The sequence below is a fragment of the Bradyrhizobium sp. USDA 4369 genome (assembly GCF_054056435.1).
The window spans coordinates 988331-1009879 of the sequence record NZ_JBSRYH010000001.1 but is presented as its reverse complement, the minus strand read 5'-3'; the positions used below and the strand labels follow the sequence as shown (position 1 = coordinate 1009879).

Below are 21549 nucleotides of genomic sequence, written 5' to 3'. Positions count from 1 at the left end.
GGTGATGGTGGTTGTTCGGGGACTGCTCGCCGTGGTTGCGCTCGTGCTGGGCGCAAGTGCGGCCCAAGCGCATCCGCATGTCTGGGTCACCGCGACCAGCGAGCTGCTCTATGCCGCCGACGGTGCCGTGACCGGCGTGCGGCACGCCTGGACGTTCGACGACATGTTTGCGACCTATGCGCTGCAGGGCCTCGAGACCAAGCAGAAGGGTGTCTACACCCGCGAGGAGCTGGCGCCGCTGGCGCAGACCAACGCCGAGTCGCTGAAGGAATATGCCTACTTCACCTTCATCAAGGCCGACGGCCGCAAGCAGAAGCTCGAAGACCCCGTCGACTATTACCTCGAATACAAGGACACCAAGCTGACCCTGCACTTCACCTTGCCGCTGAAGGCGCCGGTGAAGCCGAAGCAGCTCCAGGTCGAGGTGTACGATCCCAGCTATTTCATCGACTTCCAGATGGCGGAGAAGGATCCCGTCAAACTGGTGAGCGCGCCGAGCGGCTGCAAGCTCGGCTTGGTCCGGCCGAGCGACGGCGGTTCCGTCGCGCAGACGATGAACGAACAGACATTCCTGAGCGGCGGGGCGAACGCCAATTTCGGAATGAACTTCGCCAACAAGATCTCAGTGGAATGTCAATGACACCTCGCCCCAGCTCCGCTCGACCGCTCCTGACCTGCGCCGCGCTCCTGTCAGTGCTCTTGGTCGCCGACGCCGCCTCGCATGCGCTGCTCGCCAAGTCCCCATTCGGCGCGCCGGCGGGCGAGCCGCAGGTCGGCGGCATCGTCGGCTGGCTGCTGGCCAAGCAGTCCGAGTTCTATCGGCAGATGTCGGGAGCGATCCGCTCCGCCAAGCAAGACGGCTCGGCGGTGTGGTGGCTGCTCGCGATCTCGTTTGCCTACGGCATCTTTCACGCGGCCGGGCCCGGCCACGGCAAGGCTGTCATCGCGTCCTATCTCGTCGCCAATCAGGAGACGGCCAGGCGCGGCATCGTGCTGTCATTCGCCTCAGGCCTGATGCAGGCGCTGGTCGCCGTCGCGATCGTCGGGATCGGTGCTGTCCTGCTCAACGCCACCGCGGCCACGATGTGCAGCGCCGAGAAGGTGGTGGAGATCGCCAGCTACGGCCTGATCGCGCTGCTCGGCGCCCGTCTGGTCTGGGTCAAGGGCGCCGCGTTCCTGCGCACCTGGCAGCCGCCGGCCCCCGCGCTCGCGCTGGCCGGCGCACCCGCCGCTGCCGTGGCGCATGCGCATGACCATGGTCACGCGCATGATCATCAGCATCGCGCGCATCATCATGATCATCACGGGCATGATCATCACGGGCATGATCATCATGGCCACGATCACCACGGGCATCATCACGATCATGCGCACGCGGCGGCGCAGACGCACGTTCATCACGATCGCGCCCACGAGGATCACGTCCATCACGATCACGTCCATGGCGACGATTGCGGCTGCGGTCATTCCCACGGGCCCGCGCCGAGCGAGCTCGCCGGCCCCGGCGGCTGGCAGCGCGGCTTCCAGGCGATCTTCGCCGCCGGGATTCGCCCCTGTTCGGGCGCCATCCTGGTGCTGGTGTTCGCGCTGGCGCAGGGCATGTTCTGGGCCGGCGTCGCCGCCACGATCCTGATGGGCATGGGTACGGCGGTGACCGTCGCGACCATCGCCGTGATCGCCGTCGCCGCCAAGGACGTCGCCCGCCGTCTCAGCGCCGGCCGCGAGGGCGGCGGCGCCCTGATCATGCGCGGCCTCGAATTCGGCGCCGCCGGTTTGGTGCTGCTGTTCGGCGCCGGCCTGCTGCTCGGCTACATGGCGGCGGAACGTACCACCTGCTTCTGATGGGATCGGGTCGACTGAGCTGCCTCATCGGCCTCCACCTCCGCCGCGTCGTACTGGATGCCCCGCCCGCGCGGGGCGTGACAGCGGTCGAAGGAGCCCCTTATCGCGCAACACCAACGGTGTCGCCCCGGGCAAGCCACGAGCGCGCGCGAGCGCGGTCGTGGCGCCGACCCGGGACTCATACTCTGCGGCGGTCGTGATGCGCGAACTGGTAGTTGCCCGCCTGCCTCAAACCGCTTCCTGTGGTTATGGGGCCCTGCGTTCGCAGGGACGACAGTGTGCTGCTTGGCTAAAGTGAGCCTCGCAACCGGTGTCGTCCCTGCGAACGCAGGGACCCATACCGGGGATGCTATCAGGTGGACGCGGCTGCCAGCGGCGTGCCTCGGCAGCGTGTATGGGTCCTGGCTCAAAGCCGCGGAGACAATGGTGCTTGTCGCCTCTCTATCCACAACCTGGCATCACGTGGCTGCAAGAACTATCGCCACAGCGTCATTGCGAGCGCAGCGAAGCAATCCAGGGCTGTGGACCAGACTCTGGATTGCTTCGCTCATCTCATCGCGCGTCGCGCGACGAGATGGCTCGCAATGACGATGGGGTGATATTTGCGTCTGGGATTTACCCATGCCCCTGCGGGCGTAGCGCGCGGCCGAGCGCCATCAGCGGGAAGTAGTGGCGGTACATGCCGTAGCGGAGCATGAAGGCGCGGGACAGTTCCGGGCCCTGCATCAGGCGCTCCGACAGCGCGGGATCGTTCAGCTTGATGGTCTGGCCGACGCCGTAGCCGGGGAAGCCGGTGCCGGTGAATTCCGGCTCGTCCCAGGTGCCGGCGGACTGGCGCTCGACCAGCCACATGCAGCCGCGCTCGATCGCGTCCTTGTCCTGGGGACGATTGGCGGCGAGCAAGGCCATCAGCGCCCAAGCGGTCTGCGAGGCCGTTGTCGTGCCGCGGCCGACCGCGCTGACATCCATGTAGGAGGCGCAGCTCTCGCCCCAGCCGCCATCGGCCTGCTGATGGGCAACCAGCCAGTCGCAGGCGCGGCCGATATAGGGCTGGGTCATGTCCTCGCCGATCGCGGCCAGCGCCGGCAGCACCGCGCCGGTGCCGTAGACGTAATTGACGCCCCAGCGGCCGAACCACGGACCGCTCGGCTCCTGCTCACGGCGAATATAGTCCAGCGCCTGCACCATCGACGGATGGTTGCGCGAGATGCCGAGCTTGCCGAACGCCTCGATGATGTGGGCGGTGACGTCGACCGAGGGCGGATCGAGCGCCTCGCCATAATCGCAGAACGGGATCTTGGTCAGGATCTTCTGGTTGTTGTCCTTGTCGAACGCGCCCCAGCCGCCGCCCTGACTCTGCATGCCGATCAGCCAGTCGACGCCGAGCTGAATAGCCTCGTCGATCCCCTTGGCCTTCCATTTGGGATCGTGGCGCAGTGGCGCCAGCGCGATCAGCGCGACCGCGGTGTCGTCCGTGTCGGGATAGTAGTTGTTGGCGTATTCGAACGCCCAGCCGCCGGGCTTGACATGCGGCAGCTTCATCGACCAGTCGCCGGGCACGCGCACCTGGCGCTGCAGCACCCAATCGACCGCCTTGTCGACGGCCTCGGGATAATCGCCGAGCACGCCGGCATCGTCGAAGGCGAGCAAGGTCAGGATCGTGTCCCAGACCGGGCTGTTGGTGGCCTGGATGTAGGTGGCGTCACCGACATCGACGCGCCAGCCGGGATCGTTCAGCGCGTCGAGGCCCTTTGCGACCACGGGATGATTGAGCGGATAGCCTTCGGCATAGAGCGCCATCAGGCCATAGATCCAGGGCGGCTGGATGCCGCCCCAGGCGCCGTCGAAATCCTGGTGGCGGATCATCCATTCCAGCACGCGGCTGGTGGCCGCCGGGCGGAACAGGCCGAGATTGAGACGGTGGCCGAGGTTCTGCAGCTTGTGCAGAACCTTGTCGGCGCCGCGGAAGAACCTGTCCCAGCCGCCGGCGCCGGCCTTGATCGGCAGCTCGTAGTCGAATGCCTTCCGTCCATGCGGAAACAGCGCATCGAGCCGGTTCTTCGGCGGCAGCGGCCGGCTCGGCCGCCGCGCCGAGAGCACGGCGATCGGCATCAAGGTGGCGCGAGCCCATTGCGCGAAATTGTAGATCGAGAACGGAAACCAGAGCGGAAACCAGATCACCTCGGGCGGGATGTTCGGCGTCTTCTCCCACGGCCATTCGCCGATCAGCGCCAGCCAGTAGCGGGTGAAGACGCGGATGTTACGCAGGCCGCCCTTGGCCTCGATCCAGTCCCGTGCCCGGCGCACCGCCGGCTCGTCGTCGCGGAAGCCCAGCGAGCGGAGCGCGGCGTAGGCCTCGACAGTTGCGTTGATGTCGCCATTGGGGGCGCCGAAATAGACCTGCCAGGCGCCGTCGGGGCGCTGGCTGTCGAGCAGCGACTGGCCCAGGCGCTTGCGCAGCGGATGGTCCTCGAGCCCCATGAACCACAGCGCGAGGCACCATTGCGCCTCCATGCAGGCATTGGACTCGGCGCGGCCGACCCAATGGCCGTCCGGCTTCTGGTTGGCGATCAGCCAATCCGCCGCCGCCCGCACCGTCGATTGCAGGGCAGTCTGATAATTTCCCGGGTCGCGCGTCGCACGCGCGGAGGCCGAGCTGGTCACAGTCATCACAATCCCTCTGGCGGCCTCATAGCGCCGCGACAGCCGTCGAATTCACCCCGCCCTATAGGGAATTTCGCCGCCAAATCCAATCAACTGGCCGTAGCGGACTGGATCAAAAAGGAAACAGACGGCGTACAGACGGAGGTCTTTGACTTTCTTGATTAGCATCCGGCCGGGCACGCGGATGTGACGCGTCGCACGCCCGGCGGCAGCTTCGCTCAAAGCGGCAGGATATGGCGGAGCAGGGGCAGGAAGAAGATCGCGACCGTGATCAAAAAGCCGATCGCCCACAGGATCGAGCGCAGCGAGGGACGGTTGCCAACATAAGTCAGAACATAGGCGGTGCGCACGATCAGGAACAGCACCGAGAGCTCGTTGATGAAGTTCTGCGGCGCGCCGCGGAACTCGGCCAGCAGCACGGCGGCGGCAAAGAACGGGAACGCCTCAATGCCGTTCTGATGGGCGCCCAGCGCCCGCTCGCGGATGCCGCCGTCATAAAACGCGGGATCACGGGGCCGCGCATGATCGTAGCGCCCGGCGCCGTCGACGCTGATCCACTTCACGGGCGCGATCGTTAACAGGTACAGCATTACGCTGGCGAAAATGCACAATTCTGCAATCGTCATGGCTCCTCCAGCCCGATGACATCGGTGAAATGGCCCTTATCTTGACAATGTCGAAACAAGCCGCCAAGCCACGCCCTTCACCAGTCACGGGCATCATGACCGCCGCCATTTCCTTCGACAATGCCAGGTCTCCTGACAATGCCCTGCCGTTGCCGGCAGCGAACACCGCGCGCGTCGGCGTGCTGCTGGTCAATCTCGGGACGCCCGACACGGCCGATGCCGCCGGCGTGCGCGTCTATCTCAAGGAATTCCTGTCCGATCGGCGCGTGATCGAGGACCAGGGCCTGCTGTGGAAGATCATTCTCAACGGCATCATCCTCAACGTCCGGCCGCGCAAGAAGGCCAAGGACTACCAGTCGATCTGGAACACCGAAAAGAACGAATCGCCGCTGAAGACCATCACCCGCGCGCAGAGCGAGAAGCTGTCCGCCGCGCTCGCTGATCGCAGCCACGTGATCGTCGACTGGGCGATGCGCTACGGCAATCCCTCGATCAAGGCCGGAGTCGATGGCCTAATGGCCAAGGGCTGCGACCGCATCCTGGTGGTGCCGCTGTATCCGCAATATTCGGCCGCGACCTCGGCGACCGTCTGTGACGAGGCGTTCCGCGTGCTGACCGAGCTGCGCGCCCAGCCGACGCTGCGGGTGACGCCGCCTTATTACAACGACGATTTCTACATCGAGGCGCTCGCAGTCTCGATCGAGGAGCACCTCAAGACCTTGTCCTACAAGCCCGAGCTGATCGTGGCCTCGTTCCACGGCATGCCGAAGGAATATGTCGACAAGGGCGATCCCTATCGCGAGCAGTGCGTGGCCACCACCGAACTGCTGCGCAAGCGGCTCGGCATGGACGACACCAAGCTGCTCCTGACCTTCCAGTCGCGCTTCGGCTTCTCGGAGTGGTTGCAGCCCTATACCGACAAGACAATCGAGAAGCTCGCCAAGGACGGCGTCAAGCGCATCGCCGTGGTGATGCCGGGCTTCGCCGCCGACTGTCTCGAAACCCTGGAGGAAATCTCCGGCGAGAATTGCGAGATCTTTAAGCATAATGGCGGCGAGGAATTCTCAGCCGTGCCCTGCCTGAACGACAGCGCTCCCGGCATGGAGGTGCTGCGGCAGCTCGTCTTGCGCGAGCTGCAGGGCTGGCTCTGAGCCCGCGACGGTATTGCGGGCCTGCTAGGTTGGCTCGCAGGCTGACGCAAGATGAATGCGCGCAGCCGCGACGAAAATAAGTTCCTGAACCGCGCCCATCGGACCCCCGACAAAATCATGCAGCAATCCCCAGATTGTGACTGCTGCAGAGGCTGGTGAGGAGACGACCGTCTCCTCCCTTGGAGGATCCATGAGCGGTTTCGACATTTTCGCCATAGCGCTGGTGCTGCTGGCCATCTTCACCCTCTATTCCGGCGTGAAGACCGTGCCGCAGGGGTTCGACTGGACTGTCGAGCGGTTCGGCAAATACACCCGCACCCTGTCGCCGGGCCTCAACATCATCGTGCCCTATTTTGATCGCATCGGGCGCAAGATCAACATGATGGAGCAGGTGATCGACATCCCCGAGCAGGAGGTCATCACCAAGGACAATGCCACGGTGACGGTCGACGGCGTCGCCTTCTACCAGGTGTTCGACGCGGCGAAAGCGAGCTACGAGGTCGCCAACCTCAACCAGGCCATCATCACGCTGACCATGACCAACATCCGCTCGGTGATGGGCTCGATGGATCTCGACCAGGTGCTGTCGCATCGCGACGAGATCAATGAGCGGCTGCTGCGCGTCGTCGACGCCGCGGTGTCGCCATGGGGGCTGAAGGTCAACCGCATCGAGATCAAGGACATCGTGCCGCCGGCGGATCTGGTCGAGGCGATGGGCCGGCAGATGAAGGCCGAGCGCGTCAAGCGCGCCGACATCCTGCAGGCCGAGGGCCAGCGCCAGTCGGAGATTCTTCGCGCGGAAGGTGCGAAACAGAGCCAGATCCTGCAGGCGGAAGGCCGCCGCCAGTCGGCGTTCCTCGACGCCGAGGCGCGCGAGCGCGCGGCACAGGCCGAGGCCAAGGCGACGCAGATGGTGTCGGAGGCGATCTCGCAGGGCGACGTCGCCGCGCTGAACTACTTCATCGCCGACAAATACATCAAGGCGTTCGGCCAGCTCGCCGACTCGCCGAACCAGAAGGTGATCATGCTGCCGATCGAGGCGACGGGCATGCTGGCGTCGCTGGGCGGCATCGGCGAGATCGCCAAGGCGACGTTCGGCGAGAGCGCGGCCTCGGCCGTGGCCGCGCGCCGCAGCGGCGGCTCGGTGCCGTCGGCCGGCACGCCGCCGAAACCGCCGGCCCCGCCGCAGGCCTGACGCAGGGAGGTCACCATGAGCGACATGTTCGTCACGCTCGGCACCTGGAACTGGCTGATCTTCGGCATCATCCTGATGGCGCTGGAGCTGCTGGCGCCGGGCGTCTTCATGTTCTGGCTCGGGCTCGCCGCGCTCCTGGTCGGCCTGCTGTCGTTCGCCTTTGCGCCGGGATGGCAGCTGCAGATCCTCATGTTTGCGCTGTTCGCCATCGCGGCCGTGCCGCTGTGGCGGCGGCTGGCGCGAAACGGTGCCGCGGCGGCCAGCGACAATCCCTATCTGAACCGCCGCTCCGCTGCGCTGGTCGGCCGCGAGTTCACCTTGGAGAAGCCGATCATCGACGGCAACGGCACCGTCCGCATCGACGACACGGTGTGGCGCGTCGCCGGCCCCGACACGCCGGCCGGCAGCCGCGTCCGCATCGTGCAGGCCGACGGCGCGCATCTGACGGTGACGGCGGCGTAGTGTTGCGGGCGGGTGGGCGCTTGATGCGATGCCCTCACCGCGTCATTGCGGGCGCAGTGTTCAGAGCGGGGACATAGCTTACACCTGTTCGGAGACATAGTTGACACTTTTCGGGCAGCGCAAATCGATCGCTGCGATCTGATGCGCGGCAAAGAAAATTCCGAATTTTCCGTCGGAACTGAGCGGACGAATAGCGAGCCGCTCACCGCGAAAGGCTTGCGGGACTTTCCAGAGCCGTCCCTTGAAACTGACATAGGCCTTGGTGGTGGATACCGAACGGACGATCTCGCCATCGTCGTATTCCACCGTCGGAAGGCGATCCGGCATCGTGCGCTGGCTGGGTCGATAGCGGCTTGCGGGCACATCGAAGTCCAACGCCTCGTGCGGCCGGTCGAGATTGTAGACGGCCCGCCAGTCGTCGAACGCCCGCTGGACGTCGATCAGGTCGCGATAGCGCTTGAGGGCAAAGACCTCGGCCTTCAAGGTGCGGTGGAAGCGTTCGTTCTTGCCCCGGCTCTGAGGATGGTAGGGCCGGCTGTGGATCGTTCGGACGCCGAGCTTCAGAAGCCACACCGTCAGCGTGGTCCAGGGGTCTTCAAGGGTGAAGCCCCAGGGGCCGCCATTGTCGACGAACATCGCATCCGGCAGTCCGTAGCGGCGGAACGTCGTCTCCAAATGGCCTTGTACCGTAGAGCCTCGTTCGTTGTCACAGGCGGCCAGGCACAAGGAGAAGCGCGAGTGGTCGTCCAACGCCGTCAGCGGATGACAGGACACGCCGTTCTCCAGCGCGCTGTGCCCCTTGAAGTCCATCTGCCAAAGCTGATTGGGCGCATCCTTCTCGAAGCGCGTGTAGGGCTGCCCGGGCGTGCCTGCAGGCTCGCTCACGCGATCGTAACGGCGCAGGATGGAGTGCACGGTGGATATCGCCGGGACAGCTTGCCCATCGCGCTCGAGACGACGTGCGAGCTTGCGCGCGCCCCAGGCCGGGTGAGCATCGCGCAGCGCGACAATCTGCTGCTCAGTCGCAGCCGCCGTGCGCTCCGGACTCCGATGCGGCCGCCGCGATCGGTCCGCCAGCGTCGTATCGCCAGCATCATCCCGCTGGATCCACTTGTAGCCGGTCTGGGGGCTGATGCCGAACTGCCGACACAGCTGCCGCCGGTTTACTCCCTCCTGCTTGGCAAGCATCACAAACTCTCGTCGCTGATCCATGACAGACACCTCTCGCCACGGCATCGCTCGCCCCCTTGTTTGACGAATCGAGCCGATTTTGACGTGTCAACCATGTCCCCGAACACCCGTCAGCCATGTCCCCGGGCTAAACAGCAGCGAAGCAATCCAGAGTCGCGCGGGTAGCCCTGGATTGCTTCGTCGCTTCGCTCCTCGCAATGACGAGGAGAGGCCGGAGACTAGTTCTGCAAGCGCACCCCCAGCATCACCACGGTGCCCGATGAGCCGGCGCCGGTGATATTGGAGTCCAGCTTTTCGTAGCGCAGCGAGCCCTTGACCCAGAGGCTGCGCGTCATCTTGTAGACGAGGTTGCCTTCAGCCGAATAGGTGCGGTCGCTGCGGCCATAGCCTTGATAGTCGAGCGTGCCGAAGCTGAATTTGCCGATGCCGGTCAGCCAGCGCCGGAAGTCATGGTCGACTTGCACGGTGTAGGTGCGCACCAGCACGCCGGAGGCGCCGGCCACGGTGGTCTCGGCGAGCTGCGTATCCGAGAGGAAGCGCGCGGTGGTCAGCGGCGTCGCCGACCACACCAAGGAGGCCGACGTCAGAAAACCCTGCAGCCGGTTGAGCCGCGGGTCGACATAGCTGCGTGTCGCATAGCCGATCGAGAGTTCGCCGGTGAGCAACCGCGTGAATTCGAACGAGCTGCCGGCCTTGGCGTAGCCGCCCGCGGAATCGCGCTGATAGCCGGCGCGATCGAATCGCTGGTCATGCACGCGGCTGTCGCCCTGGATTTCGGCGAACGGCTTCAGGCCGGGCATGATCTCGTAGGACATCCGGCCGACGCCGCCATGCTGGTTGAAGTTGCGGTCGTCGTTCGACGTCGCCGAGCCATCGGTCAGCTTGCTCTGCTGATAGCTGGTGCGGTCGGCGGTTGCGCCGGCGGAGATCTGGAGGCGGTTGAAGCGCTGGTCGATGCCGATCGTGGTGCCCAGCGTGGTGGCGACCGGATAGCGCGCCAGCCCCGCTTGCACGTTCGGGCTGCCGGGATTGTCGGTGGCCGCGCGCAGCCGCAGCTGGGCGCCGATCGAGGTATCGCGGCTGACGTCGAGGCGGCCATCGATATGGCCGGTGAAATCGGGACGGTCGAGCGTGGTCGGCGCCGGATTGACCCCGCCATCGAGCCGCGCCGGCAGCGTGCTGCCATAGCCGGTGAAGGAGCCGCGCAGGTCGGCGACCAGGGCGTGGCGCTCCCAGTTGGACACCGCCAGGAATTCCGGCGCGATCATCCAGGCGGCCATGCCGCGCGGATTGCCAAGCCGAGCGGGATTGCTGTCATAGCCCGCCGAGAGCTCGACTGCGCCCTTGACCAGGAACGGGCCGGCATAGTCGCCGACGGCGCCGAACGGGTCGTCATCGATCTTCAGTCGCTTGCGCGGCGGTTGTCCGGGCACCGTGCCTGCCATGGCGGCGGGGATTGGCGGCCTGTTGGCCGAAGCGGACGGCGGCAGGGTGGGGCGCAATTGTCCCGTCAGCTCGCCGGATGGGCGCGTGCCGGGTCCCGGCGGCGGCTTGGGCCGCGGCTGCGCCGGGTAGTAGCGCGGCTTCTTGCGGGTCCGGTTGAGCGAATCATAGCCAGTGTCGGCCGCTCCGCTGGCGGCGGGTCTGCCGGGCAGTGGCGCGCCGGTCTGCCGCGGCGGGGAGCTGGCCGAGGTGGGGGTGTCGACGCCGGGCGCCGGAGCTGCATCGGACAGCCCGCTCACGACGGTCCGCCGCAGCGGCGAATCCTGCGGGGCCAGAAAGCCGTCGCGAACAGGTCGAAGCGCGTCGATGGTCTGCGCCTGAGCCGCGCCGCCGCTGAGGGCAGCGAGCAGCAGGCATGCGGCCGGGGCGTCGCGCCATCGCCGCGCGCGCGCCGCGCGGCTGCTGTCAGGGCTCCACCCCACGATTCCTAAAACCCCAACAAATCAAATATTTAGCCGAGCGGCCGGGCGCCGTCGGCAAATTCCGCCGTTAAGAGAGTAAAAACAAATATGGTTAATGGGCTGTTGATGAGGCCTCACGGCCTTACCCATGCTAAAGAGCGGCGCTTGATTGTCTGAGCCTTGACTGTCTGAGCCTTGACTGCTGAGCCTTGGAATCTGAGCCTTGGAAGCGCGAATGCCGAGATCGAAGCCGTTGACCGAAGCCACTCCCGCCAATGCGGACATTCAATCGGCGCTGCGGACGCTCGACGCCGGCAGCAACGGCATTGCCGCGATCTCAGCGGCGTTGCGCGGCTCGCTGGGCGCGGCCTTCGCCGCCGCCGTCGCGCTGATCCGGCAGGCCAAGGGCCGTGCGATCCTGACCGGGCTGGGCAAGTCGGGCCATGTTGCCCGCAAGATGGCCGCGACCCTGGCCTCGACCGGCACGCCGGCCTTCTTCGTGCATTCCGCCGAGGCCGGTCATGGCGATCTCGGCATGATCACCTCTGACGACGTCGTCATCGCGCTGTCCTGGTCCGGCGAGCAGCCGGAGATGAAGACCTTGGTCAACTACACCAAGCGCTTCGCCATCCCGATGATCGCCATCACCTCGAACGCGCAGTCGTCGCTGGGCCAGGCGGCGCGCATCGTGCTCGAGCTGCCGAAGGCGCGCGAGGCCTGCCCGCACAACCTTGCGCCGACCACCTCGACCCTGATGCAGGCCGCGATCGGCGACGCGCTGGCGATCGCGCTGCTCGAAGGCCGCGGCTTCACCGCGCTGGAATTCGCCAATTTCCATCCGGGCGGCAAGCTCGGCGCCATGCTGAAGCACATCTCCGACCTGATGCGCTCGGGTGACGCGGTGCCGCTGAAGCCGCTGGGCACCGGCATGGCTGACGCGCTGGCCGAGATGTCGGCCAAGGGCCTCGGCTGCGTCGTCATCGTCGACGGCCGCGGCCATGTTGCCGGCATCATCACCGACGGCGATCTCCGCCGGAAGATGCGTGCGGATCTGTTGTCGGTCGCGGTCGACGAGATCATGACCGCGAATCCGCGCACCGTCGGCCGCGAGGCGCTCGCCTCCGAGGCGCTGGAGATCCTGAACTCCGCCAAGATCACCACACTGATCGTCACCGATGGCGCAAAGCCGGTCGGCATCCTGCATATGCACGATCTGCTGCGGGCCGGGGTGGCGTGATCTCAATCGCCGTCATTGCGAGGAGCGCAGCTCCGAAGCAATCCAGATGTCTTGCCGAGCGCTGGATTGCTTCCACCTCCGCTCTTCGCGCGACGGCGGACAGGTCGCCCGCGCTCGCCATGACAACCCACCGCGCCTGCCGCTGAGAGCTGTCGCATGCCCCCTGAATTCGACCTCGACAAATATCTCGCCCGCATCGGCTATCGCGGGCCGCTGGCGCCGACCTTCGAGACGCTCGCCGCATTGCAGGCGGCGCATGTCGATGCGATCGCGTTCGAGGGCATCGATCCGCTGCTCGGCCGGCCCGTCAACATCGATCTCGCGGCGGTCCAGGCCAAGATCGTCGACGGCCGCCGCGGCGGCTATTGCTTCGAGCAGAACGCGCTGCTGAAGGCCGCGCTGGAGGCGATCGGCTTTGCCGTCACGCCGCTGTCGGCGCGGGTGCGCTGGCGGCTCGATGCGGATGCGCCGCTGACGCCCCGCACGCACATGATGCTCAAGGTCGACCTGCCGGACGGGCCTCACATCGCCGATGTCGGCTTCGGCTCCTGCCTGCTCGATACGCCGTTGCGGATGGTGCCCGACATCGAACAGCCGACCCTGATGGGCACGTTCCGTCTGACCCGGGAGGACGACCTGTACTGGCTCGCGGCCAGGCAGCCGGCTGGCTGGCGCACGATGTATGTGTTCGACCTCGCGCCGCAGCTCCACGCCGACTACGTGCTCAGCAACTGGTACACCTCGACCAGCCCGTTCACGCCGTTCACCTCGATGCTGGTGCTGGAGCGGCTGACGCGCGATGCGCGCTACCGGCTGGTCAACCGCCGCCTCGTCATCGAGGCGCGTGACGGCGAGGTGAGGAGCGAGCGCATCGTCGAATCGCCGCAGGCGCTGCATCGTGTGATCGACGAGCTGTTTGGTTTGACGCTTCCGGTGCCGGCGGACATGATCTGGGCCCGGATCGAAAGCTGACGGGGCGACGGTGCGATGGCGACTGAGCTTCAACTGGATTCCTATCTCGCCCGCATCGCCTATCGCGCGCCGCTCGCGCCCGATCTGGCAACCCTCGCAGCGCTCCAGGCCGCGCATGTCGATGCGCTGCCGTTCGAGGCGCTCGATCCGCTGATGGGACGTCCGGTCCATGTCGATCTGCCGTCGGTGCAGCAGAAGCTCGTGCTGAGCCGCCGCGGCGGCTATTGCTTCGAGCAGAATGTGCTGTTCCAGGCGGTGCTGGAGGCGATCGGCTTCAAGGTTGTCGGTTTGACAGGGCGCGTGCGCTGGCGCTCGGCGCCATCAGATCCGCTCGGGCCGCGTCAGCACATGATGTTGCTGGTCGAGGTCGAGGGCCGTCCGCATCTGGTCGATGTCGGCTTCGGCATCTGCATGATGGATGCGCCGATCCGGCTTGAGGTCGGGCCGGAGCAGCGGACGCCGATGGGCACGTTTCGCATCGGCATGTGGAACGGGCTCTACACAATCAGCGCAAAACAGCCGAGCGGCTGGCGGATGATGTATGCGTTCGACCTCGCGCCGCAGATCCATGCCGACTACGTGCTCGGTAGCTGGTACACCTCGACCAGCCCGAACGTGCCAGCCACGCACACGCTGATGATGGAGCGCGTCGCGCGCGGCGCGCGGCACAAGCTGGTCAGCCGCCGCTACACGCGGCAGGACCGCGATGGCGAGGTGATCGAGGAGCGCGCCCTCGCAAGCGCCGCGGAACTCGGCCACGTGATCGACGACATCTTTCGGGTGACGCCGCCTGTCCCGATCGAGGACCTGTGGACGCGGACCACGAGTTGACGGCGGTATTCTGATGCGGTAACGAGACGTTCGGTCATCGAACTGATGTTGCTCTCATGACGATGAGCGGGCGCAAATCGTCGAGACCCGCGCCGCATTTGATTGGAATGCTGGCGATGCCGTTTGGTCTATCTTAGGAGATGCACGTTTAGGTTGCGTGAACCGGAGGGGATCGCGGCGTCTGCCGGCGAAGAGTGGGGATTGTCCGACATGACGGCCATCGCGATGCGCGCGGCACGCGAAATCCTGCGGAGTTCATAAAGCACTGGGCAATGCGGCCGCCTGACACGGCCGCACCCGTTCTGAGATCAGAGCCGCGCGCGGCGCGGCTCATCCGAGCTGGCCCATGGCCAGGACGGGTGGGGGCTTCACGGTGAAACGTCGATCCTGACGCTTCGACGCTCATCCGATCGATGATGAAACGCCGGCCTGACCTGCCACTTCAGGCCGAACGGAGACTCATGTCGAGGAAGTCCCCACCCTTTTTTCTTGGATTGTTTCTTGGAAAACTGGACTCCAGATCTGACAGCATTGGCGGTGCCCCTTGCGGAGAGAGGGCGGGGATGGGGGCCACGAGTCCGGCTCCGAATGATGGGCGCTGACACTCGGTCCGCGAGCAGGGGCTCGTTGGAGGCTACGACCTCACAACGTCATTGCGAGCGAAGCAATCCGGAGTCGATTGCGCGGCCCTGGATTGCTTTGTCGCTGCACTCCTCGCAATGACGGAGCGTATCGCTGAACCAGATGAAGAACGTTGGTGAGAGCGGCGACTGGCTTTGTTGAAACGCCGGCGAATTCGACGGCGTTCAGCGCCCGAGACCCCCACCCCGCAAGGGGAAGGGGAGGGCACCGTTATCGCGGAGGTGGGGTCCAGCTGAAGCTTGGCGCTGCGGGGGCCGCGCTCAGCGCGGCAGGTCGGTCTTGCCCATCAGGAACTTGTCGACCGCCTGGGCGCACAGGCGGCCCTCGCGGATCGCCCACACCACCAGCGACTGGCCGCGGCGCATGTCGCCGGCGGAGAACACCTTCGGCAGCGAGGTCTGGTAGTCGGTCAGGTTGGCCCTGACGTTGCCGCGCGGGTCGAGGTCTACGCCGAGGCTCTTGAGCAGGCCCTCATGCACCGGATGGACGAAGCCCATCGCCAGCAGGACGAGATCGGCTGCCAGCACGAACTCGGTGCCCGGGATCGGCTTGAACTGCGCGTCGACGCGCACGCAGTGCAGCTTCTTGACCGCGCCGTTCTCGCCTTCGAACTTCTGCGTCAGCACCGCGAATTCGCGCACCGCGCCTTCGGCCTGGCTCGACGAGGTCCGCATCTTGAGCGGCCAGTTCGGCCAGGTCAGCGCCTTGTTCTCGCGCTCCGGCGGCGCCGGCATGATCTCGAGCTGGGTCACCGACAGCGCGCCCTGGCGCAGCGAGGTGCCGATGCAGTCGCTGCCGGTGTCACCGCCGCCGATCACGACGACATGCTTGCCGCCGGCGAGAATCTCGGTGGTGTTGACCGGCTCGTTGCCGACGCGGCGGTTCTGCTGCGGCAGGAAGTCCATCGCATAGTGGATGCCGGAGAGATCGCGGCCGGGGATCGGCAGATCGCGCGGCGCTTCTGCGCCACCGGTGAGCGCCACGGCGTCGTAATCCTTCAAGAGCGACTTCGCATCGAGGTCATCCTTGCCGCCGACATTGACGCCGTAATGGAAGGTCACGCCTTCACCTTCCATCTGCGTGATGCGGCGGTCGATGATGCCCTTCTCCATCTTGAAGTCGGGAATGCCGTAGCGAAGAAGACCGCCGGCCTTCGCGTTCTTCTCGTAGACGTGGACCTCGTGGCCGGCGCGCGCGAGCTGCTGCGCGGCCGCGAGCCCGGCGGGGCCGGCGCCGACGATCGCGACCTTCTTTCCGGTCTTGACCACCGCGGGCTCCGGCTTGAGCCAGCCATTCTCCCAGGCCTTGTCGACGATCGCGCATTCGATCGTCTTGATGGTGACCGGGTTGTCGTCGATGTTCAGCGTGCACGATGCCTCGCAGGGGGCAGGGCAGATGCGGCCGGTGAACTCCGGGAAGTTGTTGGTCGAGTGCAGGTTGCGCGCGGCCTCTTCCCAGTTGCCGTTGTAGACGAGGTCGTTCCAGTCCGGGATCTGGTTGTTGACCGGGCAGCCGGTGGTGCCCGGCGCGGCCGAGCCGGTGCCGTGGCAATACGGGATGCCGCAGTTCATGCAACGCGCCGCCTGGTCGCGCAGCTCCTTCTCGGAGAGCGGCACCACGAACTCGTTGAAGTTCTTCAGACGCTCGGCAACCGGCCGCATATTTGCGATCGTGCCGCTCGATTTCGAGAAAACCTGTGACCTTGCCCATGACCTGTGACGTCCCTGACTGCTCGGGCCTCATGGGTTGAGACGGCGCTTTCACGCCTTCTCGCCACGAGGGATCAACATTCTGCTCTTCATCCTCATCCTGAGGAGCGGCGTCTTCGCCGCTTCCGAAGGATGAGGCCCGTTCGTTTCTCACTTCGTCATTGCGAGGAGCCGAAGGCGACGGAGCAATCCAGACTTTCTTCTGGGCCCTGGATTGCTTCGCTGCGCTCGCAATGACGTCTCACCTTTCGACCCCCACCCTGAGGAGCGGCGTCTTCGCCGCGTCTCGAAGGGCGAGGCCCCGCTGCTGTTGGCCTCTTGATCGAGACGGCGCCGACGCGCCTCCTCACCATGAGGGGCGATATCAAGCCCCAATCGCGATCTTCGGCTCGGCATCCGTCTTGGCCGCGAGCTCGCGAAGCGCGCGGCGGTACTCGACCGGCATGACCTTGCGGAACTTCGGCGCATAGTCCTTCCAGTTCGCCAGGATGTCGGCGGCGCGCTTGGAGCCCGTCGCCTTGGCGTGGCGCGAGATCAGGACGTGCAGGCGCTCGACATCGGACGCCAGCAGGTTCTTGAACACGTCGACACGGCCATGCGCCTCGAGGTCGCCCATCTGGTGGTAGGTGTCCTCGGCAATCATCTCCTCCGACAGTACCGGCTCGAGCTCGACCATCGCCATGTTGCAATGCTTGTCGAAGTCGCCGGCCTCGTCGAGCACATAGGCGACGCCGCCCGACATGCCGGCCGCGAAGTTGCGCCCGGTCTTGCCGAGCACGACCACGATGCCGCCGGTCATGTATTCGCAGCAATGATCGCCCGCGCCCTCGACGACGGCGACCGCGCCCGAATTACGCACCGCGAAGCGCTCGCCGGCGATGCCGCGGAAGAAGCACTCGCCGGAGATGGCGCCGTACATCACGGTGTTTCCGACGATGATCGACTCCTCCGGCACGATGCCGGAGTTGCGCGGCGGCTTGACGATGATGCGGCCGCCCGACAGGCCCTTGCCGACATAGTCGTTGCCTTCGCCTTCGAGCTCGAAGGTGACGCCGTTGGCGAGCCAGGCGCCGAAGGCCTGGCCGGCGGTGCCCTTCAGGCTGACATGGATGGTGTCCTGCGGCAGGCCGGCATGGCCGTAGATCTTCGCCACCGCGCCCGAGAGCATCGCGCCCGCCGAACGGTCGGTGTTGTTGATCTCGGCCTCGATCTTGACCGGTGCGCCGCGGTCGAGCGCGGGCCGCGCCTGCTCGATCAGCTTGCGGTCGAGCACGGCCTCCAAGTGATGATCCTGCTTCTCGGCGTGGTGGATCTTCTGCCCCGGCTCCGCCTTCTGCTTCACAAACAGCTTGGAGAAGTCGAGGCCCTTGGCCTTCCAATGCGCGACCAGCCTGGACTGGTCGAGCATCTGGGTCTGGCCGACCATCTCGTTGAACGAGCGGTAGCCGAGCGCCGCCATGATCTCGCGGACTTCCTCCGCAACGAAGAAGAAGTAGTTGATCACATGCTCGGGCTGGCCGGTGAAGCGCTTGCGCAGCACCGGGTCCTGGGTGGCGACGCCGACCGGGCAGGTGTTGAGATGGCACTTGCGCATCATGATGCAGCCGGCGGCGATCAAGGGCGCGGTGGCGAAGCCGAACTCGTCGGCGCCCAGCAGCGCGCCGATGACGACGTCACGGCCGGTGCGGAAGCCGCCGTCGACCTGGACAACGATGCGGCTGCGCAGCCGCTCGCGCACCAGGGTCTGATGCGTCTCGGCAAGGCCGATCTCCCATGGCGAGCCCGCATGCTTGATCGAGGTGAGGGGAGAGGCGCCGGTGCCGCCCTCGAAGCCCGCGATCGTCACATGGTCGGCGCGCGCCTTGGCGACGCCGGCCGCAACGGTGCCGACGCCGACTTCGGACACGAGCTTCACCGAGACCTGACCGTCGGGATTGACGTTCTTCAGGTCGTAGATCAGCTGCGCGAGATCCTCGATCGAGTAGATGTCGTGATGCGGCGGCGGCGAGATCAGGCCGACGCCCGGGGTCGAGTGGCGCACCTTGGCGATGGTGGCGTCGACCTTGTGGCCGGGCAGCTGACCGCCTTCGCCGGGCTTCGCGCCCTGCGCCATCTTGATCTGCATCATGTCGGAGTTGACGAGGTATTCCGTCGTCACGCCGAACCGGCCCGAGGCGACCTGCTTGATCGCCGAGCGCATGGAATCGCCGTTGGGCAGCGGCTTGAAGCGGTCGGCTTCCTCGCCGCCTTCGCCGGTGTTCGACTTGCCGCCGATCCGGTTCATAGCGATCGCGAGCGTGGTGTGCGCCTCGCGCGAGATCGAGCCGAACGACATCGCACCCGTGGCGAAACGCTTGACGATGTCCTTCGCCGGCTCGACCTCGTCGAGCGGGACGGGCTTGCGCTTGTCGTCCTCGGCCGACTTGATCCGGAACAGGCCGCGCAGGGGTCAGCAGGCGCTCGGACTGCTCGTTGAGCAGCCTGGCGAACGCCTGATAGCGCTCCTTCGAGTTGCCGCGCACGGCATGCTGCAGCGTTGCGACCGATTCCGCGGTCCACGCGTGGTCCTCGCCGCGGGTGCGGTAGGCATATTCGCCGCCGACATCGAGCGCGGTCTTGTAGACCAGTGCGTCGCCGAACGCGTCGCGGTGACGGCGCGTGGTCTCTTCGGCGATCTCGGCGAGGCCGACGCCTTCGATGCGGGTGTGGGTGCCGTAGAAGAACTTCTGCACGAACTCGGCCTTGAGACCGACCGCGTCGAAGATCTGCGCGCCGCAATAGGACTGGTAGGTCGAGATGCCCATCTTCGACATGACCTTGAGCAGGCCCTTGCCGATCGACTTGATGTAGCGCTTGACGACCTCGTAGTCGCTCAGCGCGCCCGGCAGCTTGTCCTTGAGCGCGATGATGGTCTCGAAGGCCAGATACGGATTGATCGCCTCGGCACCGTAGCCGGCCAGACAGGCGAAGTGATGCACCTCGCGCGGCTCGCCGGATTCGACGACCAGGCCGACCGAGGTGCGCAGCCCGGTGCGGATCAGATGATGGTGCACGGCGGCGCAGGCCAGCAGCGACGGAATCGGGATCCGGTCGCCTGAGACCATGCGGTCGGACAGGATGATGATGTTGACGCCTTCGCGCACCGCTGCTTCGGCGCGGCCGCAGAGATCGTCGAGCACCTGCTCGAAGCCGGCAGCGCCCAGGCTCGCGTCGAAGGTGGTGTCGAGCGTGCGCGAGACGAAGTGGCTGTCGGACACCTCCGAGATCGAGCGGATCTTCTCAAGGTCCGCATCCGTCAGGATCGGCTGATGCACTTCGAGCCGCTTGGTCGAGGCGACGCCTTCGAGGTCGAACAGGTTCGGCCTGGGACCGATGATCGAGACCAGGCTCATCACCAGCTCCTCCCGGATCGGGTCGATCGGCGGATTGGTGACCTGGGCGAAGTTCTGCTTGAAGTAGGTGAACAGCAGCTTCGGCTTGTCCGACAGCGCCGAGATCGGCGCGTCGTTGCCCATCGAGCCCGTCGCCTCCTCGCCGGTGGCGGCCATCGGCGTCATCAGGATGTTGATGTCCTCGGCCGTGTAGCCGAACGCCTGCTGCCGATCCAGGAGCGGCAGGTTGGTGCGCGCGCCCGTGGTCGGCGCGTCCGGCAGCTTCTCGACCTGGATCTGGGTGCGCGTGAGCCATTCCTGGTACGGATGGCTGGCGGCGAGCTGCGCCTTGATCTCGTCGTCGGGAATGAGGCGCCCTTCGACGAGGTCGACCAACAGCATCTTGCCCGGCTGCAGCCGCCACTTGGTGACGATCTGGTCCTCCGGGATCTTCAGCACGCCCATCTCGGACGCCATCACGATGCGATCGTCCTTGGTCACGAGATAGCGCGCCGGCCTGAGACCGTTGCGGTCGAGCGTGGCGCCAATCTGGCGGCCGTCGGTGAAGGCGATCGCGGCGGGGCCGTCCCACGGCTCCATCAGCGCGGCGTGATATTCGTAGAACGACCGGCGCTCCTCGCTCATCAGCGGATTGCCGGCCCACGCCTCCGGGATCATCATCATGACCGCGTGCGGCAGCGAGTAGCCGCCCTGCACCAGGAATTCGAGCGCGTTGTCGAAGCAGGCGGTGTCGGACTGGCCTTCATAGGAGATCGGCCAGAGCCGGCTGATGTCCTTGCCGAACAGCTCCGACGACACCGACGCCTGCCGCGCCGCCATCCAGTTGACGTTGCCGCGCAGCGTGTTGATCTCGCCGTTGTGCGCAATCATCCGGTAGGGATGCGCCAGCGACCAGGTCGGGAAGGTGTTGGTCGAGAAGCGCTGATGCACCAGCGCCAGCGCGCTCTCGAAGTCCGGCTCGTGCAGGTCGGCGTAGTACTTGCCGAGCTGGTCGGCCAGGAACATGCCCTTGTAGATCACGGTCCGGCACGACATCGAGCACGGATAATAGCCCGACATGCCGCGGTCGCGACGCTGATAGATCGCCTGCGAGATCGACTTGCGCAGGATGTAGAGCTTGCGCTCGAATTCGTCCTCGGTCTTGGCGGCGCCGTTGCGGCCGATGAACACCTGCATGCTGCGCGGCTCGGTCGGCTTGACCGTCACGCCGAGCGAGGAATTGTCGGTCGGCACGTCGCGCCAGCCGAGCAGCACCAGGCCTTCTTCCTCGATCTGGTCGGCGATGATGCTCTTGATGACGTTCCGCCAGGCCTCGTCGCGCGGCATGAACAGCGCGCCGATGGCGTATTCGCCGGGGGCGGGCAGCGTGAAGCCGAGCTCGTTCGCCTTGCGCGCGAAGAAGGCGTGCGGGATCTGCACCAGGATGCCGGCGCCGTCGCCGAAGCGCGGATCGGCGCCGACGGCGCCGCGATGCTCCAGATTGCACAGGATGCTCAGCGCATCCGCGACGATCTGGTGCGACTTCTGGCCCTTGATGTTGGCGATAAAGCCGACGCCGCAGGAATCCTTCTCCTGCGAGGGGTCATAGAGACCCTCAGCGTCCGGGCGCCATGTATGCAATTCGTGGGTGATCTCGGCCGGTTTTTCATGCGAATCCGCCGCCAGCACCGCGCCGCCCAACTTTCCGTGCTCGACCTTCGATCCGCTCATATCCGTCCCCATAAATTAATG

At 65.9% G+C, this 21549-nt stretch carries 12 protein-coding genes and 2 pseudogenes; 8 read left to right on the top strand and 6 right to left on the bottom strand.

Going from position 1 to position 21549, the window contains the following annotated elements; translation table 11 throughout:
- Nucleotides 1-4: 4 nt before the first annotated feature.
- Together ACVIJ6_RS04765 and ACVIJ6_RS04760 are read left to right on the top strand one after the other, a co-directional pair.
- Nucleotides 5-640 carry a DUF1007 family protein gene (locus tag ACVIJ6_RS04765; RefSeq protein ID WP_456771705.1) on the top strand — a complete coding sequence of 212 codons (636 nt, stop codon included), beginning with the start codon at nucleotides 5-7 and terminating at the stop codon, nucleotides 638-640.
- Nucleotides 637-1842, top strand: coding sequence for a nickel/cobalt transporter (locus ACVIJ6_RS04760; RefSeq protein ID WP_456771704.1), 1206 nt, complete (start codon nucleotides 637-639; stop codon nucleotides 1840-1842). The genes ACVIJ6_RS04765 and ACVIJ6_RS04760 overlap by 4 nt, the downstream gene beginning before the upstream one ends.
- Nucleotides 1843-2457: 615 nt before the next feature.
- Here ACVIJ6_RS04760 and shc read toward each other — a convergent pair.
- Both shc and ACVIJ6_RS04750 read right to left on the bottom strand, forming a co-directional pair.
- Entirely contained in the window at nucleotides 2458-4512 is a 2055-nt protein-coding gene (gene shc / locus ACVIJ6_RS04755; protein ID WP_456771703.1) for a squalene--hopene cyclase, read from the bottom strand.
- Nucleotides 4513-4724: 212 nt separating this feature from the next.
- Nucleotides 4725-5132, bottom strand: a complete 408-nt coding sequence (locus ACVIJ6_RS04750) for an MAPEG family protein (protein ID WP_456771702.1) — start codon at nucleotides 5130-5132, stop codon at nucleotides 4725-4727.
- Between the two features lie 95 nt (nucleotides 5133-5227).
- Here ACVIJ6_RS04750 and hemH point away from each other — a divergent pair, with 95 nt between their 5' ends.
- The 3 genes from hemH to ACVIJ6_RS04735 all read left to right on the top strand — a co-directional run bounded on the left by hemH (nucleotide 5228) and on the right by ACVIJ6_RS04735 (nucleotide 7940).
- Nucleotides 5228-6283 carry a ferrochelatase gene (hemH, locus tag ACVIJ6_RS04745; protein ID WP_456771701.1) on the top strand — a complete coding sequence of 352 codons (1056 nt, stop codon included), beginning with the start codon at nucleotides 5228-5230 and terminating at the stop codon, nucleotides 6281-6283.
- 190 nt (nucleotides 6284-6473) lie between these two features.
- Nucleotides 6474-7478 (top strand): SPFH domain-containing protein, encoded by a 1005-nt coding sequence (locus ACVIJ6_RS04740; RefSeq protein ID WP_456771700.1) that lies wholly within the window; start codon nucleotides 6474-6476, stop codon nucleotides 7476-7478.
- 15 nt (nucleotides 7479-7493) lie between these two features.
- On the top strand, nucleotides 7494-7940 hold the full coding sequence (locus ACVIJ6_RS04735) for an NfeD family protein (protein ID WP_456771699.1): 447 nt from the start codon (nucleotides 7494-7496) through the stop codon (nucleotides 7938-7940).
- Nucleotides 7941-8018: 78 nt separating this feature from the next.
- Here the strand turns inward: ACVIJ6_RS04735 and ACVIJ6_RS04730 are convergent, their stop codons facing one another.
- Together ACVIJ6_RS04730 and ACVIJ6_RS04725 are read right to left on the bottom strand one after the other, a co-directional pair.
- Nucleotides 8019-9176, bottom strand: a complete 1158-nt coding sequence (locus ACVIJ6_RS04730) for an IS481 family transposase (RefSeq protein ID WP_456771698.1) — start codon at nucleotides 9174-9176, stop codon at nucleotides 8019-8021.
- Nucleotides 9177-9349: 173 nt separating this feature from the next.
- On the bottom strand, nucleotides 9350-11056 hold the full coding sequence (locus ACVIJ6_RS04725; protein ID WP_456771697.1) for an outer membrane beta-barrel protein: 1707 nt from the start codon (nucleotides 11054-11056) through the stop codon (nucleotides 9350-9352).
- Nucleotides 11057-11270: 214 nt separating this feature from the next.
- Between ACVIJ6_RS04725 and ACVIJ6_RS04720 the strand changes: the two genes are divergently transcribed.
- The 3 genes from ACVIJ6_RS04720 (at nucleotide 11271) to ACVIJ6_RS04710 (ending at nucleotide 14075) form a co-directional block, all read left to right on the top strand.
- A complete protein-coding gene (locus tag ACVIJ6_RS04720) occupies nucleotides 11271-12272 on the top strand; it encodes a KpsF/GutQ family sugar-phosphate isomerase (protein WP_456771696.1) in 1002 nt (333 codons plus the stop codon).
- Between the two features lie 156 nt (nucleotides 12273-12428).
- Nucleotides 12429-13244 (top strand): arylamine N-acetyltransferase family protein, encoded by an 816-nt coding sequence (locus ACVIJ6_RS04715; protein ID WP_456771695.1) that lies wholly within the window; start codon nucleotides 12429-12431, stop codon nucleotides 13242-13244.
- A gap of 15 nt (nucleotides 13245-13259) precedes the next feature.
- A complete protein-coding gene (locus ACVIJ6_RS04710) occupies nucleotides 13260-14075 on the top strand; it encodes an arylamine N-acetyltransferase family protein (RefSeq protein ID WP_456771694.1) in 816 nt (271 codons plus the stop codon).
- 902 nt (nucleotides 14076-14977) lie between these two features.
- Here ACVIJ6_RS04710 and ACVIJ6_RS04705 read toward each other — a convergent pair.
- Nucleotides 14978-16427, bottom strand: a pseudogene (locus ACVIJ6_RS04705) (glutamate synthase subunit beta).
- A 363-nt stretch (nucleotides 16428-16790) separates the two neighbouring features.
- Nucleotides 16791-21528: pseudogene (gltB, locus tag ACVIJ6_RS04700) on the bottom strand (glutamate synthase large subunit).
- Nucleotides 21529-21549: the final 21 nt, after the last annotated feature.

Coding starts and splice junctions, on each gene's coding strand:
- ACVIJ6_RS04765 (WP_456771705.1), top strand. CDS start 5: ATGGTGGTTGTTCGGGGACTGCTCGCCGTGGTTGCGCTCGTGCTGGGC.
- ACVIJ6_RS04760 (WP_456771704.1), top strand. CDS start 637: ATGACACCTCGCCCCAGCTCCGCTCGACCGCTCCTGACCTGCGCCGCG.
- shc (WP_456771703.1), bottom strand. CDS start 4,512: ATGACTGTGACCAGCTCGGCCTCCGCGCGTGCGACGCGCGACCCGGGA.
- ACVIJ6_RS04750 (WP_456771702.1), bottom strand. CDS start 5,132: ATGACGATTGCAGAATTGTGCATTTTCGCCAGCGTAATGCTGTACCTG.
- hemH (WP_456771701.1), top strand. CDS start 5,228: ATGACCGCCGCCATTTCCTTCGACAATGCCAGGTCTCCTGACAATGCC.
- ACVIJ6_RS04740 (WP_456771700.1), top strand. CDS start 6,474: ATGAGCGGTTTCGACATTTTCGCCATAGCGCTGGTGCTGCTGGCCATC.
- ACVIJ6_RS04735 (WP_456771699.1), top strand. CDS start 7,494: ATGAGCGACATGTTCGTCACGCTCGGCACCTGGAACTGGCTGATCTTC.
- ACVIJ6_RS04730 (WP_456771698.1), bottom strand. CDS start 9,176: ATGCCGTGGCGAGAGGTGTCTGTCATGGATCAGCGACGAGAGTTTGTG.
- ACVIJ6_RS04720 (WP_456771696.1), top strand. CDS start 11,271: ATGCCGAGATCGAAGCCGTTGACCGAAGCCACTCCCGCCAATGCGGAC.
- ACVIJ6_RS04715 (WP_456771695.1), top strand. CDS start 12,429: ATGCCCCCTGAATTCGACCTCGACAAATATCTCGCCCGCATCGGCTAT.
- ACVIJ6_RS04710 (WP_456771694.1), top strand. CDS start 13,260: ATGGCGACTGAGCTTCAACTGGATTCCTATCTCGCCCGCATCGCCTAT.